This window comes from Granulicella mallensis, from assembly GCF_014203225.1.
Classification (GTDB): domain Bacteria; phylum Acidobacteriota; class Terriglobia; order Terriglobales; family Acidobacteriaceae; genus Granulicella; species Granulicella mallensis_A.
Window position 1 is genome coordinate 1 of the sequence record NZ_JACHIO010000011.1, and the last position, 14,282, is coordinate 14,282.

15 protein-coding genes and 1 riboswitch are annotated in these 14,282 nt (G+C 60.1%); of the genes, 2 read left to right on the plus strand and 13 right to left on the minus strand.

Annotated features, from left to right (window positions below):
- Positions 1-222 precede the first annotated feature (222 nt).
- Positions 223-1,107, minus strand: a complete 885-nt coding sequence (locus tag HDF15_RS13420) for an aldo/keto reductase family oxidoreductase (protein ID WP_184256331.1) — start codon at positions 1,105-1,107, stop codon at positions 223-225.
- Positions 1,108-1,180: 73 nt separating this feature from the next.
- On the opposite strand from HDF15_RS13420, the gene HDF15_RS13425 reads away from it, so the two are divergent.
- Positions 1,181-1,822 carry a TetR/AcrR family transcriptional regulator gene (locus HDF15_RS13425; RefSeq protein WP_184256333.1) on the plus strand — a complete coding sequence of 214 codons (642 nt, stop codon included), beginning with the start codon at positions 1,181-1,183 and terminating at the stop codon, positions 1,820-1,822.
- Here HDF15_RS13425 and HDF15_RS13430 read toward each other — a convergent pair whose 3' ends face one another.
- A complete protein-coding gene (locus tag HDF15_RS13430; RefSeq protein WP_184256335.1) occupies positions 1,823-2,431 on the minus strand; it encodes a hypothetical protein in 609 nt (202 codons plus the stop codon).
- Positions 2,432-2,821: 390 nt separating this feature from the next.
- Here HDF15_RS13430 and HDF15_RS13435 point away from each other — a divergent pair, with 390 nt between their 5' ends.
- Entirely contained in the window at positions 2,822-3,853 is a 1,032-nt protein-coding gene (locus HDF15_RS13435) for a YihY/virulence factor BrkB family protein (protein WP_184256337.1), read from the plus strand.
- Here HDF15_RS13435 and HDF15_RS13440 read toward each other — a convergent pair.
- From HDF15_RS13440 to cobU, 11 genes are read right to left on the minus strand one after another with little or no spacing between them, the layout of a single operon-like run.
- Positions 3,827-4,918 carry a histidinol-phosphate transaminase gene (locus HDF15_RS13440; protein WP_184256339.1) on the minus strand — a complete coding sequence of 364 codons (1,092 nt, stop codon included), beginning with the start codon at positions 4,916-4,918 and terminating at the stop codon, positions 3,827-3,829. The two genes, HDF15_RS13435 and HDF15_RS13440, sit on opposite strands and share 27 nt — an antisense overlap.
- Before the next feature lies 1 nt (position 4,919).
- Entirely contained in the window at positions 4,920-5,891 is a 972-nt protein-coding gene (gene cbiB, locus HDF15_RS13445; RefSeq protein WP_184256341.1) for an adenosylcobinamide-phosphate synthase CbiB, read from the minus strand.
- Positions 5,888-7,465, minus strand: coding sequence for a cobyric acid synthase (locus HDF15_RS13450; protein WP_184256344.1), 1,578 nt, complete (start codon positions 7,463-7,465; stop codon positions 5,888-5,890). Before HDF15_RS13450 ends, cbiB begins: the two co-directional genes overlap by 4 nt.
- The gene (gene bluB / locus HDF15_RS13455) at positions 7,462-8,151 is read right to left on the minus strand and encodes a 5,6-dimethylbenzimidazole synthase (protein ID WP_184256346.1); all 690 of its coding nucleotides are present in this window, start codon (positions 8,149-8,151) and stop codon (positions 7,462-7,464) included. Before bluB ends, HDF15_RS13450 begins: the two co-directional genes overlap by 4 nt.
- The gene (locus HDF15_RS13460; RefSeq protein ID WP_184256348.1) at positions 8,133-8,708 is read right to left on the minus strand and encodes a cob(I)yrinic acid a,c-diamide adenosyltransferase; all 576 of its coding nucleotides are present in this window, start codon (positions 8,706-8,708) and stop codon (positions 8,133-8,135) included. Before HDF15_RS13460 ends, bluB begins: the two co-directional genes overlap by 19 nt.
- Positions 8,692-9,522 (minus strand): hypothetical protein, encoded by an 831-nt coding sequence (locus tag HDF15_RS13465; RefSeq protein ID WP_184256350.1) that lies wholly within the window; start codon positions 9,520-9,522, stop codon positions 8,692-8,694. Before HDF15_RS13465 ends, HDF15_RS13460 begins: the two co-directional genes overlap by 17 nt.
- The gene (locus tag HDF15_RS13470; protein WP_184256352.1) at positions 9,519-10,082 is read right to left on the minus strand and encodes a histidine phosphatase family protein; all 564 of its coding nucleotides are present in this window, start codon (positions 10,080-10,082) and stop codon (positions 9,519-9,521) included. The genes HDF15_RS13465 and HDF15_RS13470 overlap by 4 nt, the downstream gene beginning before the upstream one ends.
- Complete coding sequence (gene cobS / locus HDF15_RS13475; protein ID WP_184256354.1) at positions 10,079-10,861, minus strand: adenosylcobinamide-GDP ribazoletransferase; 783 nt, start codon at positions 10,859-10,861, stop codon at positions 10,079-10,081. Before cobS ends, HDF15_RS13470 begins: the two co-directional genes overlap by 4 nt.
- Positions 10,861-11,937 (minus strand): nicotinate-nucleotide--dimethylbenzimidazole phosphoribosyltransferase, encoded by a 1,077-nt coding sequence (cobT, locus tag HDF15_RS13480; RefSeq protein ID WP_184256356.1) that lies wholly within the window; start codon positions 11,935-11,937, stop codon positions 10,861-10,863. The genes cobS and cobT overlap by 1 nt, the downstream gene beginning before the upstream one ends.
- Positions 11,934-13,319 carry a cobyrinate a,c-diamide synthase gene (locus HDF15_RS13485; RefSeq protein ID WP_184256358.1) on the minus strand — a complete coding sequence of 462 codons (1,386 nt, stop codon included), beginning with the start codon at positions 13,317-13,319 and terminating at the stop codon, positions 11,934-11,936. Before HDF15_RS13485 ends, cobT begins: the two co-directional genes overlap by 4 nt.
- A complete protein-coding gene (gene cobU, locus HDF15_RS13490; protein WP_184256360.1) occupies positions 13,316-13,876 on the minus strand; it encodes a bifunctional adenosylcobinamide kinase/adenosylcobinamide-phosphate guanylyltransferase in 561 nt (186 codons plus the stop codon). The genes HDF15_RS13485 and cobU overlap by 4 nt, the downstream gene beginning before the upstream one ends.
- 117 nt (positions 13,877-13,993) lie before the next feature.
- Positions 13,994-14,165: riboswitch (cobalamin riboswitch) on the minus strand.
- Positions 14,166-14,282: the final 117 nt, after the last annotated feature.

Here is a 14,282-nt window from a genome sequence, read left to right on the forward strand (position 1 = left end):
GCCTCAGGGCATGACGGCCTCTCCGCCAAAACGTAACCCATCGTTACGCCTCACATCGCAAGATACAAGGGCATGGCTTCAGCCATGCCACAAAAGGCCGAACTCCAGGTTCATACCTCTCTGCCGAAGGCTGGAGTGAAGGCGTAGCCGAAACGACTAAATCGCCTTCTTACGTGCAGCCACCGCAATCAAAGGGATTGCGGTGGCTGCGTCCGTACCGAACTACTGACCGGCAGCTCCAGCAATCGAATCAAGCTTCGCAATCAACTCATATGGCAATTGCAGCTTCTCCGCCGCCATATTCTCGCGAAGATGCTCGACGGAAGAAGTCCCGGGAATCAGCAGGATATTGGGCGAGCGCTGCAGAAGCCACGCGAGCGCAACCTGCATCGGAGTAGCCTGCAAGGATGCTGCCGCGGCATCGAGCACTCCCGACTGTAGGGGCGTAAATCCTCCCAGCGGAAAGAACGGCACGTAAGCGATGCCTCGTACGGCGAGGTCCTCGATAAAGCTGTCGTCACTCCGGTTGGCCACGTTGTAGAAGTTCTGCACGCAGACGATCTCGGTGATCGTCTCGGCCTCTTTGAGTTGCGCTGGAGAGACATTGCTGAGGCCAAGATGGCGAATAAGGCCCTGTTGTTTGAGTTCGGCAAGGACCGTCAACGGCTCAGCAATCGATCCCTCCGTGGGGGCCGCGAGTCCTCCCACCCGAAGATTGACGACATCCAGTCTGTCGACACCGAGGTTGCGGAGATTATCGTGGACGCCATCGATCAACTCCTGCCGCGAGAGCGCATGGATCCAGGACTTATCCTCACCCCGCCGGGCGCCGACCTTGGTAACGAGGACAAGACCATCCCGATAAGGATGCAGCGCCTGCTTGATGATCTGGTTCACGACGTGGGGCCCGTAGAAGTCGCTGGTGTCGATATGATTGACTCCAAGCTCGAGGGCCTCGCGCAGAACAGAGATGGCCACATCGATATCGCGCGGCGGTCCCCAGACCTGCGGCCCGGCGAGTTGCATGGCTCCATAACCCATTCGGTCCACGGCCATCGAAGTACCTGGAAGCGTGAAGCTGGCATTGAGATCTCTAGAATTCGTCATTCTGTTTTCCTCTTGACTGTTAGTGGTCTTACCTGTGGTTAGATGAAGAAAGCTTCAGGTTAGGAGTTCGCATTTGCCGCAAAGCTTGAAATCCCCCTTATCTCCCCGAAAAACGCCGGTTCAGGTGCGTTCAGTCGCCAGCGTGGACGCGATTCTCGAAGCGACTATTCAGGTTTTGCTCAGCGTAGGAAAGGAGCGGCTGACCACGACAAGAGTAGCGCAGCGAGCGGGAGTGTCCGTTGGAACCTTGTATCAGTACTTTCCCAATAAGAGTGCTCTCTTACAGGCTGCGTTGAAGCGTCATCTGGACGAAGTCCATAACATTATCGTTCGTACCTGCCGAGAGCAGGAGGGCCAAACGCTTGCGCAGATGGCTACCGTTCTCATCACCGCTTTCCTTCGGGCCAAGATGAAGGATGTGAAGACGAGTGTCGCTCTCTACTCCGTGAGCTCCGATGTGGATGGAGCGAAGATCGTGCAACAGTCAGGCATTCGGTCCAATAAAGCGATTGCAGGCATGCTGGCAAGCTCCTCCGATCCGTTGACGACCGATCCACAGCTCGCGGCTTCGATGCTTCAGGGGGCGATGGTTGGGGTCAGTCGTAGGCTGCTGGAATCAACTTCTCCAGAGAAGCAATTCGAGCCTTTGCTGCAGGAGCTTATCTTTCTTGCATGCGCCTATCTGAAAGCCTGTTCTACGCGGTTATCTGTCTAATCAGTGGTTTTTAGCCGCCGGGGTCTGTGTGGCGGCGTGGGCCGTGGCTAGCAAAGACAAGAGGGCTGGAGAAATTCCAAGGCGTTGTGCGGCAGGAATATCCAGCACGACCTGCTCTCCGCAGAGTGCAGAGCTTATGTGGGAGAGACCGGTTGCCTCCGCCACGATGGCCCCCTGATCGGCATCGGGCCAAAGGATAAACGAGAGATCTTTTTCGCGATAAACATCTTTGCAGTCGTCGTCGGCCTGTTCGAGTGCGAGCTGTTGCAGTGGGGGCCAGATCACTGAGGATGAATACGAAGCATCTTCTGCCTTGTACCCGACCCTGGAGCCGGGGAGCATGGTGAGCCAATCGATGGCCGCTCCTGTGGTGACGTCATAAACCAGCGCTTCATCGTTGTTTTCGGGATGCGCCCCTCCGCAATCATAGGCGTCTACGGTTAATACGCTCAGATAACGGGGACCGCGCATGGAAATCGACAGCTTGTGTTCGTAGACAGAGTCGCCCTGGTCCGGGTGCATCTTTCTTTCAGCGGCCCTGCATTCGTGAAGTGCTTTGCGTGTATCTGAATCGAGGCGATCGAATTTTGAGTTGAGCGTCGCCGCCATAGGGGACGATACGTTCTCGTTAGGAACAACGCGCGGAAAGGAATCTACGTCCTCACTAATTGCAGGCAGGAGCCGAAGCTTCACGTGTCCGGTTGCGGTCGATGTATTCATGGTTTGGGAGCCTGCCGATGGTTGGACGGCAGGTTGAGCCGCGACTTTTGCGGCAGGCGAAGAAGGTGTCCTGGAACAAGAGGTTAGCAGCGTCATCAGCATTCCTGTCATTGCGACCTTCCGAAATTCGCTGGAGTGCATGTCCCGGTCTTCCTCTCAAGCTAGGCTATCTCATTGGTTGGGTGATGGGTCTTGCTTGCGCTTGCGATAAAACTGCGGACACTTTGGACGTCAAAGGCTTTCAGCGCATCTGATTGGAGGGACGCTGGGAGAACTCGAGTGCGCGTCACAGACCATACACTTACGGCGACCGATCCGCTGGCGCAGAGGATCTGGGATCAGGTGGCGCAGTCACCGCTGCGCAGCCTGTGGGACTTTGAAGGTGCAAGTCCGAAGCTCGTGTGGAAGCGTACCTTCCAGGCGATGATGAGCGACAACCTGCTCTCCCGGGCGGCCGAGATGGGATATTACTTCCTCTTTGCGCTGTTTCCAACGCTGGTTTGCGCGAGCTCGATCCTGGGACTGGCAGCGCGGCAGGCATCGCGCATCTACGACAGCTTGTTGCACTATCTCGCGCTGGTGGTGCCGGGGTCGGCGTACAACATCGTCATCGAGACCTTCAACCAAACGGCTGCTGCGGCAACAGGCGGCAAGATCACGTTGGGATTGGTAGCCGCCTTGTGGTCGGCGTCGGTGGGGTTCGCTGCGATCCAGGATGGCATGAACACGGTGTACAAGGTGCGCGAGTCGCGGCCCTACTGGAAGGCGCGCGGCGCGGCGATCCTCGTTACGATGCTGCTGTCGGTGATGGTGACGGCGAACCTGGGGGTGCTGCTGGGCGGGGACCTGATTGCGAAGCTGGTCTATGTGCGCATCTGGCATCATGCGTTGGCAACGACTGCGGCCATTGTCGTTCATCTCATCCAGTGGGTTGCGGCCAGTGGTCTGCTGTTGTTGCAGTTCAGCACGATCTATTACTTCGCTCCCGATCTGAAGGCCAAGCGCTGGCACTGGATCACTCCCGGAGCTGCCATCGGAATCTCGGGCTGGGTGCTGGCCTCGCTGGGACTGCGAGTGTATCTGCACTTCTTCGACAGCTTCACCCTCACGTACGGATCACTGGGAGCTGTCATCATCCTGTTGACGTGGTTCTACATCACCGGGCTCATGCTGCTGCTGGGCGCGGAGATCAACAGCGAGATTCAGGCGGCAGTGATCGAGAAGCAGTTGAAGGCAGCCGGCGTGATTCCGCCGGAGGTGGTCGCGGAGCCTCCTGTGAGGGATCTACCGGGTTCCGGCGAAGTGCGATAACGATTTCGATATCGCCGTCGAGAGACGAGCATTCTCTTCCTGCGTTCGAACGCCAACGCGGAAGTGTCCGGCAGGAAGAGTCTCGTAGTTCGCGCAGGCGCGCAGGACGATCTGGTGAACAACGATCATGTGCTGCCAGAAATGATCCGGATCGATGGTCGAGGGCAGTCGAAATAGAAGGAAGTTCGCAGCCGAGGGATAGACGAGAAGCCCAAGCCGTTCTAGATCGTTTTGCAGTGTGCTTCTGCGCTCAATGTTTTCAGCCCTCGAACGAACAGCATAGGCCTGGTCGTCCAGAGCCGCGCTCACAGCACGAGAGGCGAGAGTGGTGATGGGCCAGGGCGGCAGGCTCTCGTTGAGGGATGACACCAGTGCACGATGGCTAACCGCGTAGGCCACTCGCAGGCCCGGAATGCCATGGAACTTCGTGACGGAACGAAAGACGATCAGATTCGCGAAGCGATCGACCGCTGTTGTGAGCGAGTGCTCAGAGATGTAGTCGATGAATGCTTCGTCGAGGAATACGTAGGTGTTTGTTGCAGCAGCCCTCGTGACTAGATCATGCAGCGTTTCAGCGTTGTGACAGACGCCCGAAGGGTTCTGGGGATTCGCAAGGAGGATGGCGTCGTGCTGTCCGGCGGTCAATGCCGCGGGATCATAGCTGAATTTCGATTGAGTGCTTAGCTCATGGAGGCAGACTTCAACGCCTGCACGCTCAAGTGTTCTTCGATATTCGACGAAACCGGGGACCGGAAGCAGGCAGCGACGAATCTTTAGCGTTCGTAGGGCTGCTTCGAGCAGGGGGACGAAGCCGTTGGCGACCGCGATGTTTTCAGGGGCGACGCCTGCATAGCGCGCGATCGACTGTTTGAGTTCGAGCTCCTGCAGATCGGGATACTCCGTCAGCGTCGATAGGTCGTCGAGACTCGCGCGCAGTGTCGTCAGCACGGCAGGCGGTGGGCCTGCGGGATTGATGTTGGCGCTGAAGTCCAGAAGTTGCGACGGAGCGATGCCGAATCGTTCGGCAATCTGCCGGAGTTGACCGCCATGCAGAGGGTAGGACATATCAGCTTCGCTTCCTTGGCTGAGCGAGCGCAGTTAGCAGAACACCCAGGGTTAATCCAACAAGTGACGCTATGGATACGAGACGAACGGCCTGGACTGCTTTGGAGGGCCTGGCGGAAGGGAACTCCTGCCCCATGCGCTGCGCTGGGATAAGTTCACCCGAATACGTGTTGTCTCCACCGAGCGACACATGCAGAGCTCCGGCCATTGCACTCTCCGGTTGGCCTGCGTTGGGACTCTTGTGTTTACTGCCATCGCGCTGCCAGGTCTGCCATGCGGCTTGTGCGTCAGAGGGTGCGACGAGATGCGATGCCGCGACGAGGCTGAGAGCAGTCAGGCGTGCGGGAATGTAGTTTGCCGCGTCGTCGAGGCGGGCAGCAGCTTTGCCGAAGTAGAAGTAGCGGCTGTCGGCGTGGCCGATCATGGAGTCGAGCGTGTTGATCGCCTTGTAGGCCATCGCGAGGGGAACACCGCCAAGCGCCATGTAGAACAGCGGCGCCATGATTCCATCGGATGCACTTTCGGCGACAGTCTCGATGACTGCACGGCTGATTTCCTGTGCATCAAGCTGTTCGGTGTCGCGGCCGACGATCCGCGCAAGGCGTTTGCGTGCGAGAGGCAGATCGTCGTTCTGTAGTGCGTCGGTGACGGCTCTAGCTTCCTGTTCGAGATTGCGCGCCGCGAGACAGGTCCAGCCCAGCAGGAGCTCTGTCGCGTCTCCGAGAGAACTACAGTAGCGGCGCGTGAACTGGAGCAGACCTGCGGTAAGCCAATACGTTGATCCAACGACGGCGACGGTGAGAGCTACGCCTGAGAAGAGCTCGGATGCGACGGTTTGGTCAGGATGGCGGAGCGCTGACTCACCACGCGAGATTGCGAGGCCGATGAGGCGGACTGGGTGCGGAAGCTCCTCGGGATCGCCGGCGATCTGATCGAGTAGATAAGCAGAGGGAAGAAGGGTGCTCCGATTCAAGACTGCGTCTCCTTGCTGTTTTGTGCGCTGTAGGAGAGGCCTGCGCAGGCGAAGATCTGTTCCATGTCGAGCGAGGCGCGCACCGTATCGGCAAGGCGATTCAACGACTCTTCGCGCTGCTGCTTCCAGTGATTGAGAGACATGTCCCGTGCCAAGCCATAGAAGGCCCGGGCAGCCGCGAGAAAGATGTGGCGGAAGTTGTCGTCGTCGAAGAGGCCGTGGAGGTAGCTTCCGAAGATGCGTCCTTCGTGTGCGGTGCAACCGTCGAGAAGGCTGTCCGCAGTCGATTCAGTCTCAAGCTGCGCAAACGGTTTTGCGCCTTCGAGGTAGCGGGTCTCTCCGATGTGAATCTCGTACCCGCTGATGGGCAGAGGCGGCGTGGGCTGGCTGAAGAGCGAGGTAGCGATGAGTTGGCCGGAGCTGATTCTTGTGACCTTTTGTGGCTGCATCGTCGTGTGGATCGGCAGCAGCCCCAGCCCGAGGATCACTCCCTCGCGTTCCATGCCTTGTGGGTCGGCGATCTCTTCGCCAAGCATCTGCATCCCGCCGCAGATGCCTACAACGAGTCCGGTGCGGGCATGATCTGCGAGCAGGGGTGCCAGGCCTTCGGAGCGCATCCACAATAGATCGTCCGCCGTCTGTTTGCTGCCGGGAAGAATGACGATGTCGGCGTGAGTCAGCTGTCCCGCCGTGCGACAGAATCGCAGCGATACCGAGGACTCTGCGCGCAGGGCGTCGAAGTCCGTGAAGTTGGAGAAAGAAGGCAGTGCGATCACGGCGATTCGCAGTGGCCTTGCCGGATCGCTGGTAGAAGACCATGGCTCGCTATGTTCGGAGACGGGAGCGGGAAGCCCGAGGCTGTCTTCTTCGTCGATCGTGAGTTGAGGAAGATAGGGCACAACTCCGAGGCATGGCTTCTTGAGGCGTTCTTCGATCATGCGGACGCCGGGTTCGAGAAGTGAGACGTCGCCGCGAAATTTGTTGATCAGGAAGCCATGAATGCGATCCTGCTCGTGGGGTTCAAGCAGGGCAACGGTGCCAAAGAGCGAGGCGAAGACTCCGCCACGATCGATATCGCCGACCAGCAGGCAGGCGGCATCGGCGAGTTCGGCCATGCGCATGTTCACGATGTCGTGTTGTTTGAGATTGATCTCAGCCGGCGAGCCTGCGCCTTCGAGGATGATGACATCGTTCTGCGCGGCGAGGATCTCATAGCTCTCACGCACGACCGGCAACAACTCTTCCACGCGGCGCAGATGGTAGTCGGACGCCGTGAGCTTGCCCCAGATCTTTCCTCGCACCACGATCTGCGAGGTCATGTTTCCCATGGGCTTCAGGAGGATGGGATTCATGTGGACCGAGGGGAGAATGCCTGCGGCTTCGGCCTGGAGCGCCTGGGCGCGGCCGATCTCGAAGCCCTCTGGTGTGACGGCGGAGTTGAGCGACATGTTCTGCGACTTGAAGGGCGCGACTCGATATCCCTCCTGCGCGAAGATGCGGCATAGCGCTGCCGTCAGCAAAGACTTGCCGACGTGCGAACTGGTTCCGAGCACCATGATGGCGCGGGCTCTCACGAGGCAGTGTCCTCCGTGTAGCGGTCGTAGCATACGGCGGTGGCAAGGGGCACGCGCTTCTCCCATCCAAAGCGTTCGAGGTCAGGGGCCGAGGCAAACTGATCGACGTAGCCCAGGCAGAGGTACGCGACGGGAAGAATGTGTTCCGGGATATGCAGCACTGCGCGGAGCCGCACGGGATCGAGAATGCTGACCCAGCCGACACCGACTCCTTCGGCGCGCGCAGCCAGCCAGAGGTTCTGGATGGCGCATACGGTCGAGTAGGCCGCGGTCTCGGGCATGGTGTGACGGCCCAACCTGTGGCCGCGCGCGGCTTGCGTATCGCACACCACGCAGAGGTTTTGTGGCGCTTCAAGAATGCCTTCGAGCTTGAGGGCCGAGTACTGTTCGCCTTGCGCTCCGGAGTAGGTGGCAGCCGCCTGGAGGTTCGCTTCTTCGAAGATGTTGTGCACCTCTTTGCGGGTGGCAAGATCACGAATCACGATGAAGCGTGAAGGCTGCATGAGCCCGACCGAGGGGGCACTGTGCGCTGCGGCCAGCAGCCGTTGGAGCAATTCATCGGGCAATGGACGATCGACGACGAAGCCGCGGCGGACATCACGCCGCGCGGCGATCGTGCGATAGACTGCTGCCCGCTCGGATTCGCTGAAGGCCAGGTCTTCGGGGTTTACCAGGCTCTCGACCATTTAGGACCGCCTTTGGACTCGGGACGAAGACGCGACTCGACGCCCGCGTTGAACTCGATGAGACGGCCGAAGAGCCAGATGACATCGGAGAGCCGGTTGAGATAGGGAAGGATCGTGGGCTGCACAACGCCTCCGCTATCGATGAAGCGGACGGCTGCGCGTTCCGCGCGGCGGCACACGGTGCGGGCCATCTCGTACGCCGCGGATTCGGTATGGGCTCCGGGCAGCGACCAGTCGGAGAGGATGCCCTCGGTCGCTTCAATCTGGTGGACGAGGTTGGTGAGCTTGTCGATGTCCTCTTCGGAGACGACCGGCGGCTGCTTCTTGCTCTCGGGTGGTGTGGCGAGGGCAGAGCCGACGCGAAAGAGCGTTCGCTGGATGTCTTCGGTCCAGGTAGCGATCTCCTTGTTTTGGCAGATGCTGCGGGCGAATCCGAGGACCGTATTCAGCTCGTCGACCGAGCCGTAGGACTCGACGCGAAGGTCTGCCTTGGAGACGCGGATGCCGCCGGCCAGGCCGGTCTGTCCGCCGTCGCCGCGTTTAGTTGCAATGCTCATGATTGATCTCCTGATGTTGCGGGCTAAGGGTCTCTTCCATCGTGATGCGCAGTGTCTTGATGAGGGCCGGGCGGTTGTATTCGAGGACCAGTTCGTCGTTGAGAAAATCCAGAACGAGGGGCGGTGTTTCCGAGAAGAGGAGCTCTTCTGAAAAGAACCAGGGCTTGGTTGGGCCAAGCTCTTCGATCGTGTTGGCGCGGACGATCACTGCGGGCACCTCGAAGACACCAGCCTGTAGAAGAGTGTAGGCGCGATGATAGCCATCGCGCAGAAACCAGCGGTCACGATAAGACGCGACCTCAAAGAAGGGGCCGCCTGCGTGGACGCTGAGCGGAAAAGCTGCGTCGATCGTGGTCCGAAGGTGCAGGTTCGGGTTTGTCGATTGCAGGACCAGGGTGTGGGCCGCAGTGTCTTGCAGCCGGTCGAAGAGAACGGGCTTTGCAGGACCGAAAGAAAAGTCGAGCAGGGCCGTCCAGTTTTTTGCCGCGGGCGCTGGGGGATGCGGAAATTCAGGGTTGAAGGAGAGCCTGCGCTGAAAGGCGAGAAGAGATCGCAAATCGACGACACCCAGAGACCAGGTGAGGCCTGTCATCTCGTCGAGCAGGTCCGGTCTTGTGGCGTGCTCCAGAAGCGCATCCATCAGCTGCGCGCTCTCTTGTGCGAGCACGACGGTTGACTGCTGAAAGGGCGTACGCTGTGCAACCAGATGCTCGGCTTGCGATGGCTTCGTGCGGTCGAAGGTGCCGGCGCGAAACTCGTAGTCATCGAGTCCCCAGGCGGCAAGCTCTCGAACATGGACCTGCTTGTGGCTCATAGGCTCTCCAGGTTGATTGGATAGGAGAACGTGCAACAGTACGAGTTCGTTTTCTCCCATGCTTCCTGCTCGCTGCAACCGTGCAGAGAGCGCAGGACGGTGCGCATGACACCGCCGTGCGTGACCACGGCGATTCGCTGGCTTTCGGCAAGACTGCGGAGAGGAGTAATTTCAGTCATGACTCTGCGCTCGAAGTCTGCGAAAGATTCACCACCGGGTGCGGTTAAAGCAGGAAAGGTCTCGCTCCAGCGGCGCGCGTAGTCTGCATCGCGCTGTTCGATCTCGGCCCAGGTCAGGCCCTCCCAGTCGCCGAAGTGAATCTCGCGCAGGCCCTGTTTGGGGGTGAGCGGTGCCTTGAAGGCTTGCGCGAGCGGTTCTGCTGTGTCCACGGCACGACGCAGGTCGCTGCAAAAGATCGCATCGAAGTGTTCGGCTGTGAGGCGCGCGATCAGGTCTGCGACCTGTTGTTGGCCAGTGGTGTTGAGTGGCGGGTCGGAGTGTCCGCAGAAGGTTCCCGCCAGGTCGGTTCGGGCGTGACGAATGAAGAGGAGGCCGTTCACAGGGTCCACGCTCCGCAGAGATAGACGCCGATTTCAGCGAGCTGATTGGTGGCTCCGAAGCAGTCGCCGGTAACACCGCCGATGCGGCGTTTGTAGTAGAGGCCGGTGAGCGCCGTCAGTGCGATAGAGACAAGGATCGGAGCGACCGCGCCCGTTCTGAGCAGACAGGCTGCGACGGCAAAGCTGAAGAGGGTGCCGCCGATGAGGGTACCGGTTGAAGTGAGGCGTGCGATGCGCGCGCCCTGTCCATTGAACTCCTGTCCTTCGGTTTGTGTGCGGGCTGAAGGGAGGAAGTAGCTGAGGGGAAGCGTCGTCCAGCGGCAGAGCATGTGGGCCACGATGAGATAGGTGGCAACCTGTGCCAGGGGGAGAGAGGCGATCAGCACGATGCGGCCAAGAAGGCTTAGCCCGAGCGCGATGCCTCCGTAGCTGCCGATGCGGCTATCGCGCAGGATGCGCAGAATCTGTTCGCGGTCGTTTCCGCCGCCGAAGCCATCGGCGGTATCGGCCAGGCCGTCCTCATGCAGGCAGCCTGTTACGAGGACGAGGCATAGAACAACGAGGAAGGCAGCGACAAGCCTGGGAAGATGCGGGGCGAGCAGAAGATGCAACAGTGCGGCTATACCGCCGACCACAATGCCTACGAGCGGGAAGAACTTGACAGCTCGTGAGAGGGCGTCGACCTCGTAGGGTTGCGATGGGACGGGAATACGTGTGAGGAACTGGAGGGCGGAGAGAAACTCCGATCCTGTCCTGCGGATATAGGCGGCCGGGCTCATTACGCGGCTCCGCTCACGCCTGCCGAGGTGAAGGTCGCCATCTGCGTGTAGAGCGCGACGGCCGATTCGAGGATGGGCATGGCGAGCACTGCGCCGGTACCTTCGCCGAGACGCATGTGGAGGCTCAGAACGGGCACAAGGTTCAGGTGCTGCAGCAGGAGCCTGTGTCCTGGTTCTTCGGACTGGTGTCCCGCGATGAGATAGCCCTGGGTGTTGGGAGCGATGGCAACGGCAATGGCTGCGGCTGCGGTGGAGATGAATCCATCAATGACGATGACGAGCTTGTGCTGTGCGGCCGCGAGAACCATACCGGCCATCGCGGCGATCTCCAGACCGCCGACGCAACGCAGCACTTCAAGCGGCGAAGCATTCGCAGCGGAACCGCCGAAGTGCTTCTCCACGACGGCCTGCACGACGTTGACCTTGCGGGTATGAGCTTCAGGATTGAGGCCTGTGCCTCGGCCCGTAGCTTCAGCGGCTGCAGAGCCTGTGAGGGCGCAGGTGATGGCACTGGCCGAGGTCGTATTGCCGATGCCCATCTCGCCGATGGCAATCATCGTCTGCCCGGCGGCAACGGCGTTGGCGGCGATCTCCGCGCCGACGGCGAGGGCCTGCGCCAGTTGCTCGTCTGTCATTGCTGCCTCGTGCAGCATGTTACGCGTGCCTCTTGCAACCTTGTGGTGGAGCAGTCCGGGGATATCGTTGAATTCGGTGTCAACGCCGACATCGACGATGCGAAGTTCTGCGTGATGCAGTCGCGCCAGCACGTTGACCGCAGCTCCCTGGGCGAGGAAGTTCAGCACCATCTGGTGCGTGACTTCGCGGGGGTAGGCGCTCACGCCCTCTGCGGTGATCCCGTGGTCCGCGGCGAAGACGTAGACGCCTTTGCTGATGGGCTCAGAGAACTTTTCTTCGCGAATGGCGACGATCTGGGCTGCAAGATCTTCCAGCCGTCCCAGGCTGCCGAGGGGCTTCGTAAGGGTGTCAAGATGCGCTCGTGCTTTTTGTCGCCAGAGTTCGCTGGGGAGCTCGATGCCGTGCGTGATCGAATCGAGTTGTTGCGTGAGGGAATTCATCGGGTCTCCTGGGCGATAGCTTCTGTTGCCGAATGCCGGATCTGTTCCACCAGGTGCTGTGCCACTGCTGGCGCCGTGCGAAAGTGCAGATGGACGTAGCTCGCGAGAACATTCCCGAGACTGTAGCCTTCCTCCTCCTGCTGTCCGGAGAGGGAGTACTGCACGCAATAGCTGGTGGATATTGTGGGTGCGTTGGTGACGCGAGAGTAGTGGAAGCTATGGCCTCGCAGAACTGTCCCGCGTGTGCCGAGCAGACAATCCTGCGTGAGTTCAACGGTGACGTAGCCGAATCGAACGAGCTTGCTCGTCATCTCCATCGCGAGGGGGAGCACGCTCGCCATGTTGTGCGCTGTGCCGTCGGCTGCTGTGAGCCGCTGCGAGAGATAGATCATGCCGCCGCACTCGGCATAGACAGGACGATCAGAGGCGGCGAAGTTTCGAATCGATGAGAGCATCGAGGTGTTTGCGCTGAGTTGCTGCGCATAGAGCTCCGGATAACCGCCGCCCAGGTAGAGAGCATCGAGGTCAGAGGGAAGCGATGCATCCAGCAAGGGGCTGAACGGCACAATCTCTGCACCGTGCTGGCGCAGGAGATCGAGGTTGTCCTCGTAGTAGAAGCAGAATGCGCGGTCTCGCGCTACGCCGATTCGTACGGTGGTCTTCGGTGTCTCTCGCAGTGAGGGAGCCTGTTCGAGATCCAGTCCGCATTCAAGCGAGAGGAGCGCGTCCAGATTAAGGTGCTCTTCCGCGAGGGCGGCCAGCCTGTCGAGCTGTTGCTCGTGGTCTTCTGACTCCTCTGCCGTGCGCAGGCCGAGATGCCGTTCGGGAATGGAGATCAAGGGCTCGCGCGGCAGCCAGCCGAGGATAGGTGTCTGGCAGGCGGAGAGGATCGCCGTTTCGAGCATCCTGAAGTGGCGCTCGCTGGCGACGCGGTTGAGAATAATGCCTGCCAGCGGAAGCTCGCGGTCGAAGTGCTCGAAGCCCAGGACGACGGCAGCGATGCTCCTGGCACTCTTGCTGGCATCCAGCACCAGGACGACGGGCAGCTTCAGCAGTTTGGCGATCTCTGCGCTGCTCCCGGTTTCGGTGGCGCCGTCCTTGCCATCGAACAGGCCCATCATGCCTTCTACAACGACGGCATCGGCGCCCTCCGCGTTTTGGCGGAGAACTTCTTCGTTCGCTTCGCGTGAGAGCATCCACGTGTCGAGGTTGCGCGCGGTGCGCCCGGCGATGCGCGTATGGTGGCCTGTATCGAGAAAGTCGGGGCCGCCTTTGAAGGGCTGAACGATTAGCCCGCGGCGACGCATGGCGGCGAGGATCGCAAGCGTGACGGTGGTTTTGCCCACCCCGCTTGCGGTTCCGGTGATGAGAAATCCCTTCACGATTGCACCTTCGCGGGGACGGAGCCTTTGAGTGCGAGGGGAAGCCCCGCGATCATGAAAAGCACCGTGTCCGCTGTCGCGGCAACACGCTGATTGATCTCGCCGACGAGGTCGCGAAAACGGCGGCCAAGTTCGTAGGCCGGAACGACGCCGCTCCCCACCTCGTTGGATACGAGAACGACGGCGCAGGGTGCTGTGCTGAGTGCGAGACAGAGGTCTGCGATATGTGCCTGGAGCTGTTCGGAGTCGTCACCGCAGGCCTCGAGGAGGTTCGCTGCGAAGAGCGTGAGGCAGTCGATGAGAAGGACGTCGCAATTCTTACCTGCTTCGCGAATCGTCTTGGACAGGTGGAGCGGCTCTTCGATGGTGGCCCAGGACGAGGGCCGTTCGGCGCGATGACGCTCGATCTTGGCGTGCATCTCGGCATCGTCGCGGCGTTCCGCGGTGGCTACGAACGTAACTCGCTCGGCACGTTCGCCGATTTGTTGCGCATACCGGCTTTTGCCGCTGCGAACGCCGCCGAGCACGAGGGTTACGGAGACGGGTTGATGCTGCATACATCGCTCCTGGCATCCAGTCTGAGATCGCCGGACACTGAGCGGGAGATGATAAATAGGCAGCCGCCACGATGCCTGGAAGGCCGTGGATATGCTCTTCAACTCTCCCAGCGAAGTTGAATTAAGCCCGTCTCTGGCCGGTCTCCTGACTTGCGCCTCGTGGAGCTTGAGCGGCCTTCCCAGGACTCTGATCCCAGTGACCTTATATGCCAAACTCTTAGCGCTTACAGTTACGCGGTAGTGACGGATTTGCACCGTCTTCCCGAACACCAGATATCCGAGTTATACCGCTCGCGGAGGAGGTGGGTCAATCGTAGGGAGTGTGGTATGGCGGAGAATTGGATGTCTTTGTCGTTGCCGTTGCTTTTCTGGTTGTCATTCCGAGCGCAGCGAGCGAATCTGCTTC

Coding starts and splice junctions, on each gene's coding strand:
- HDF15_RS13420 (WP_184256331.1), bottom strand. CDS start 1,107: ATGACGAATTCTAGAGATCTCAATGCCAGCTTCACGCTTCCAGGTACT.
- HDF15_RS13430 (WP_184256335.1), bottom strand. CDS start 2,431: ATGGCGGCGACGCTCAACTCAAAATTCGATCGCCTCGATTCAGATACA.
- HDF15_RS13440 (WP_184256339.1), bottom strand. CDS start 4,918: ATGTCCTACCCTCTGCATGGCGGTCAACTCCGGCAGATTGCCGAACGA.
- bluB (WP_184256346.1), bottom strand. CDS start 8,151: ATGGTCGAGAGCCTGGTAAACCCCGAAGACCTGGCCTTCAGCGAATCC.
- HDF15_RS13460 (WP_184256348.1), bottom strand. CDS start 8,708: ATGAGCATTGCAACTAAACGCGGCGACGGCGGACAGACCGGCCTGGCC.
- HDF15_RS13465 (WP_184256350.1), bottom strand. CDS start 9,522: ATGAGCCACAAGCAGGTCCATGTTCGAGAGCTTGCCGCCTGGGGACTC.
- cobS (WP_184256354.1), bottom strand. CDS start 10,861: ATGAGCCCGGCCGCCTATATCCGCAGGACAGGATCGGAGTTTCTCTCC.
- cobT (WP_184256356.1), bottom strand. CDS start 11,937: ATGAATTCCCTCACGCAACAACTCGATTCGATCACGCACGGCATCGAG.
- cobU (WP_184256360.1), bottom strand. CDS start 13,876: ATGCAGCATCAACCCGTCTCCGTAACCCTCGTGCTCGGCGGCGTTCGC.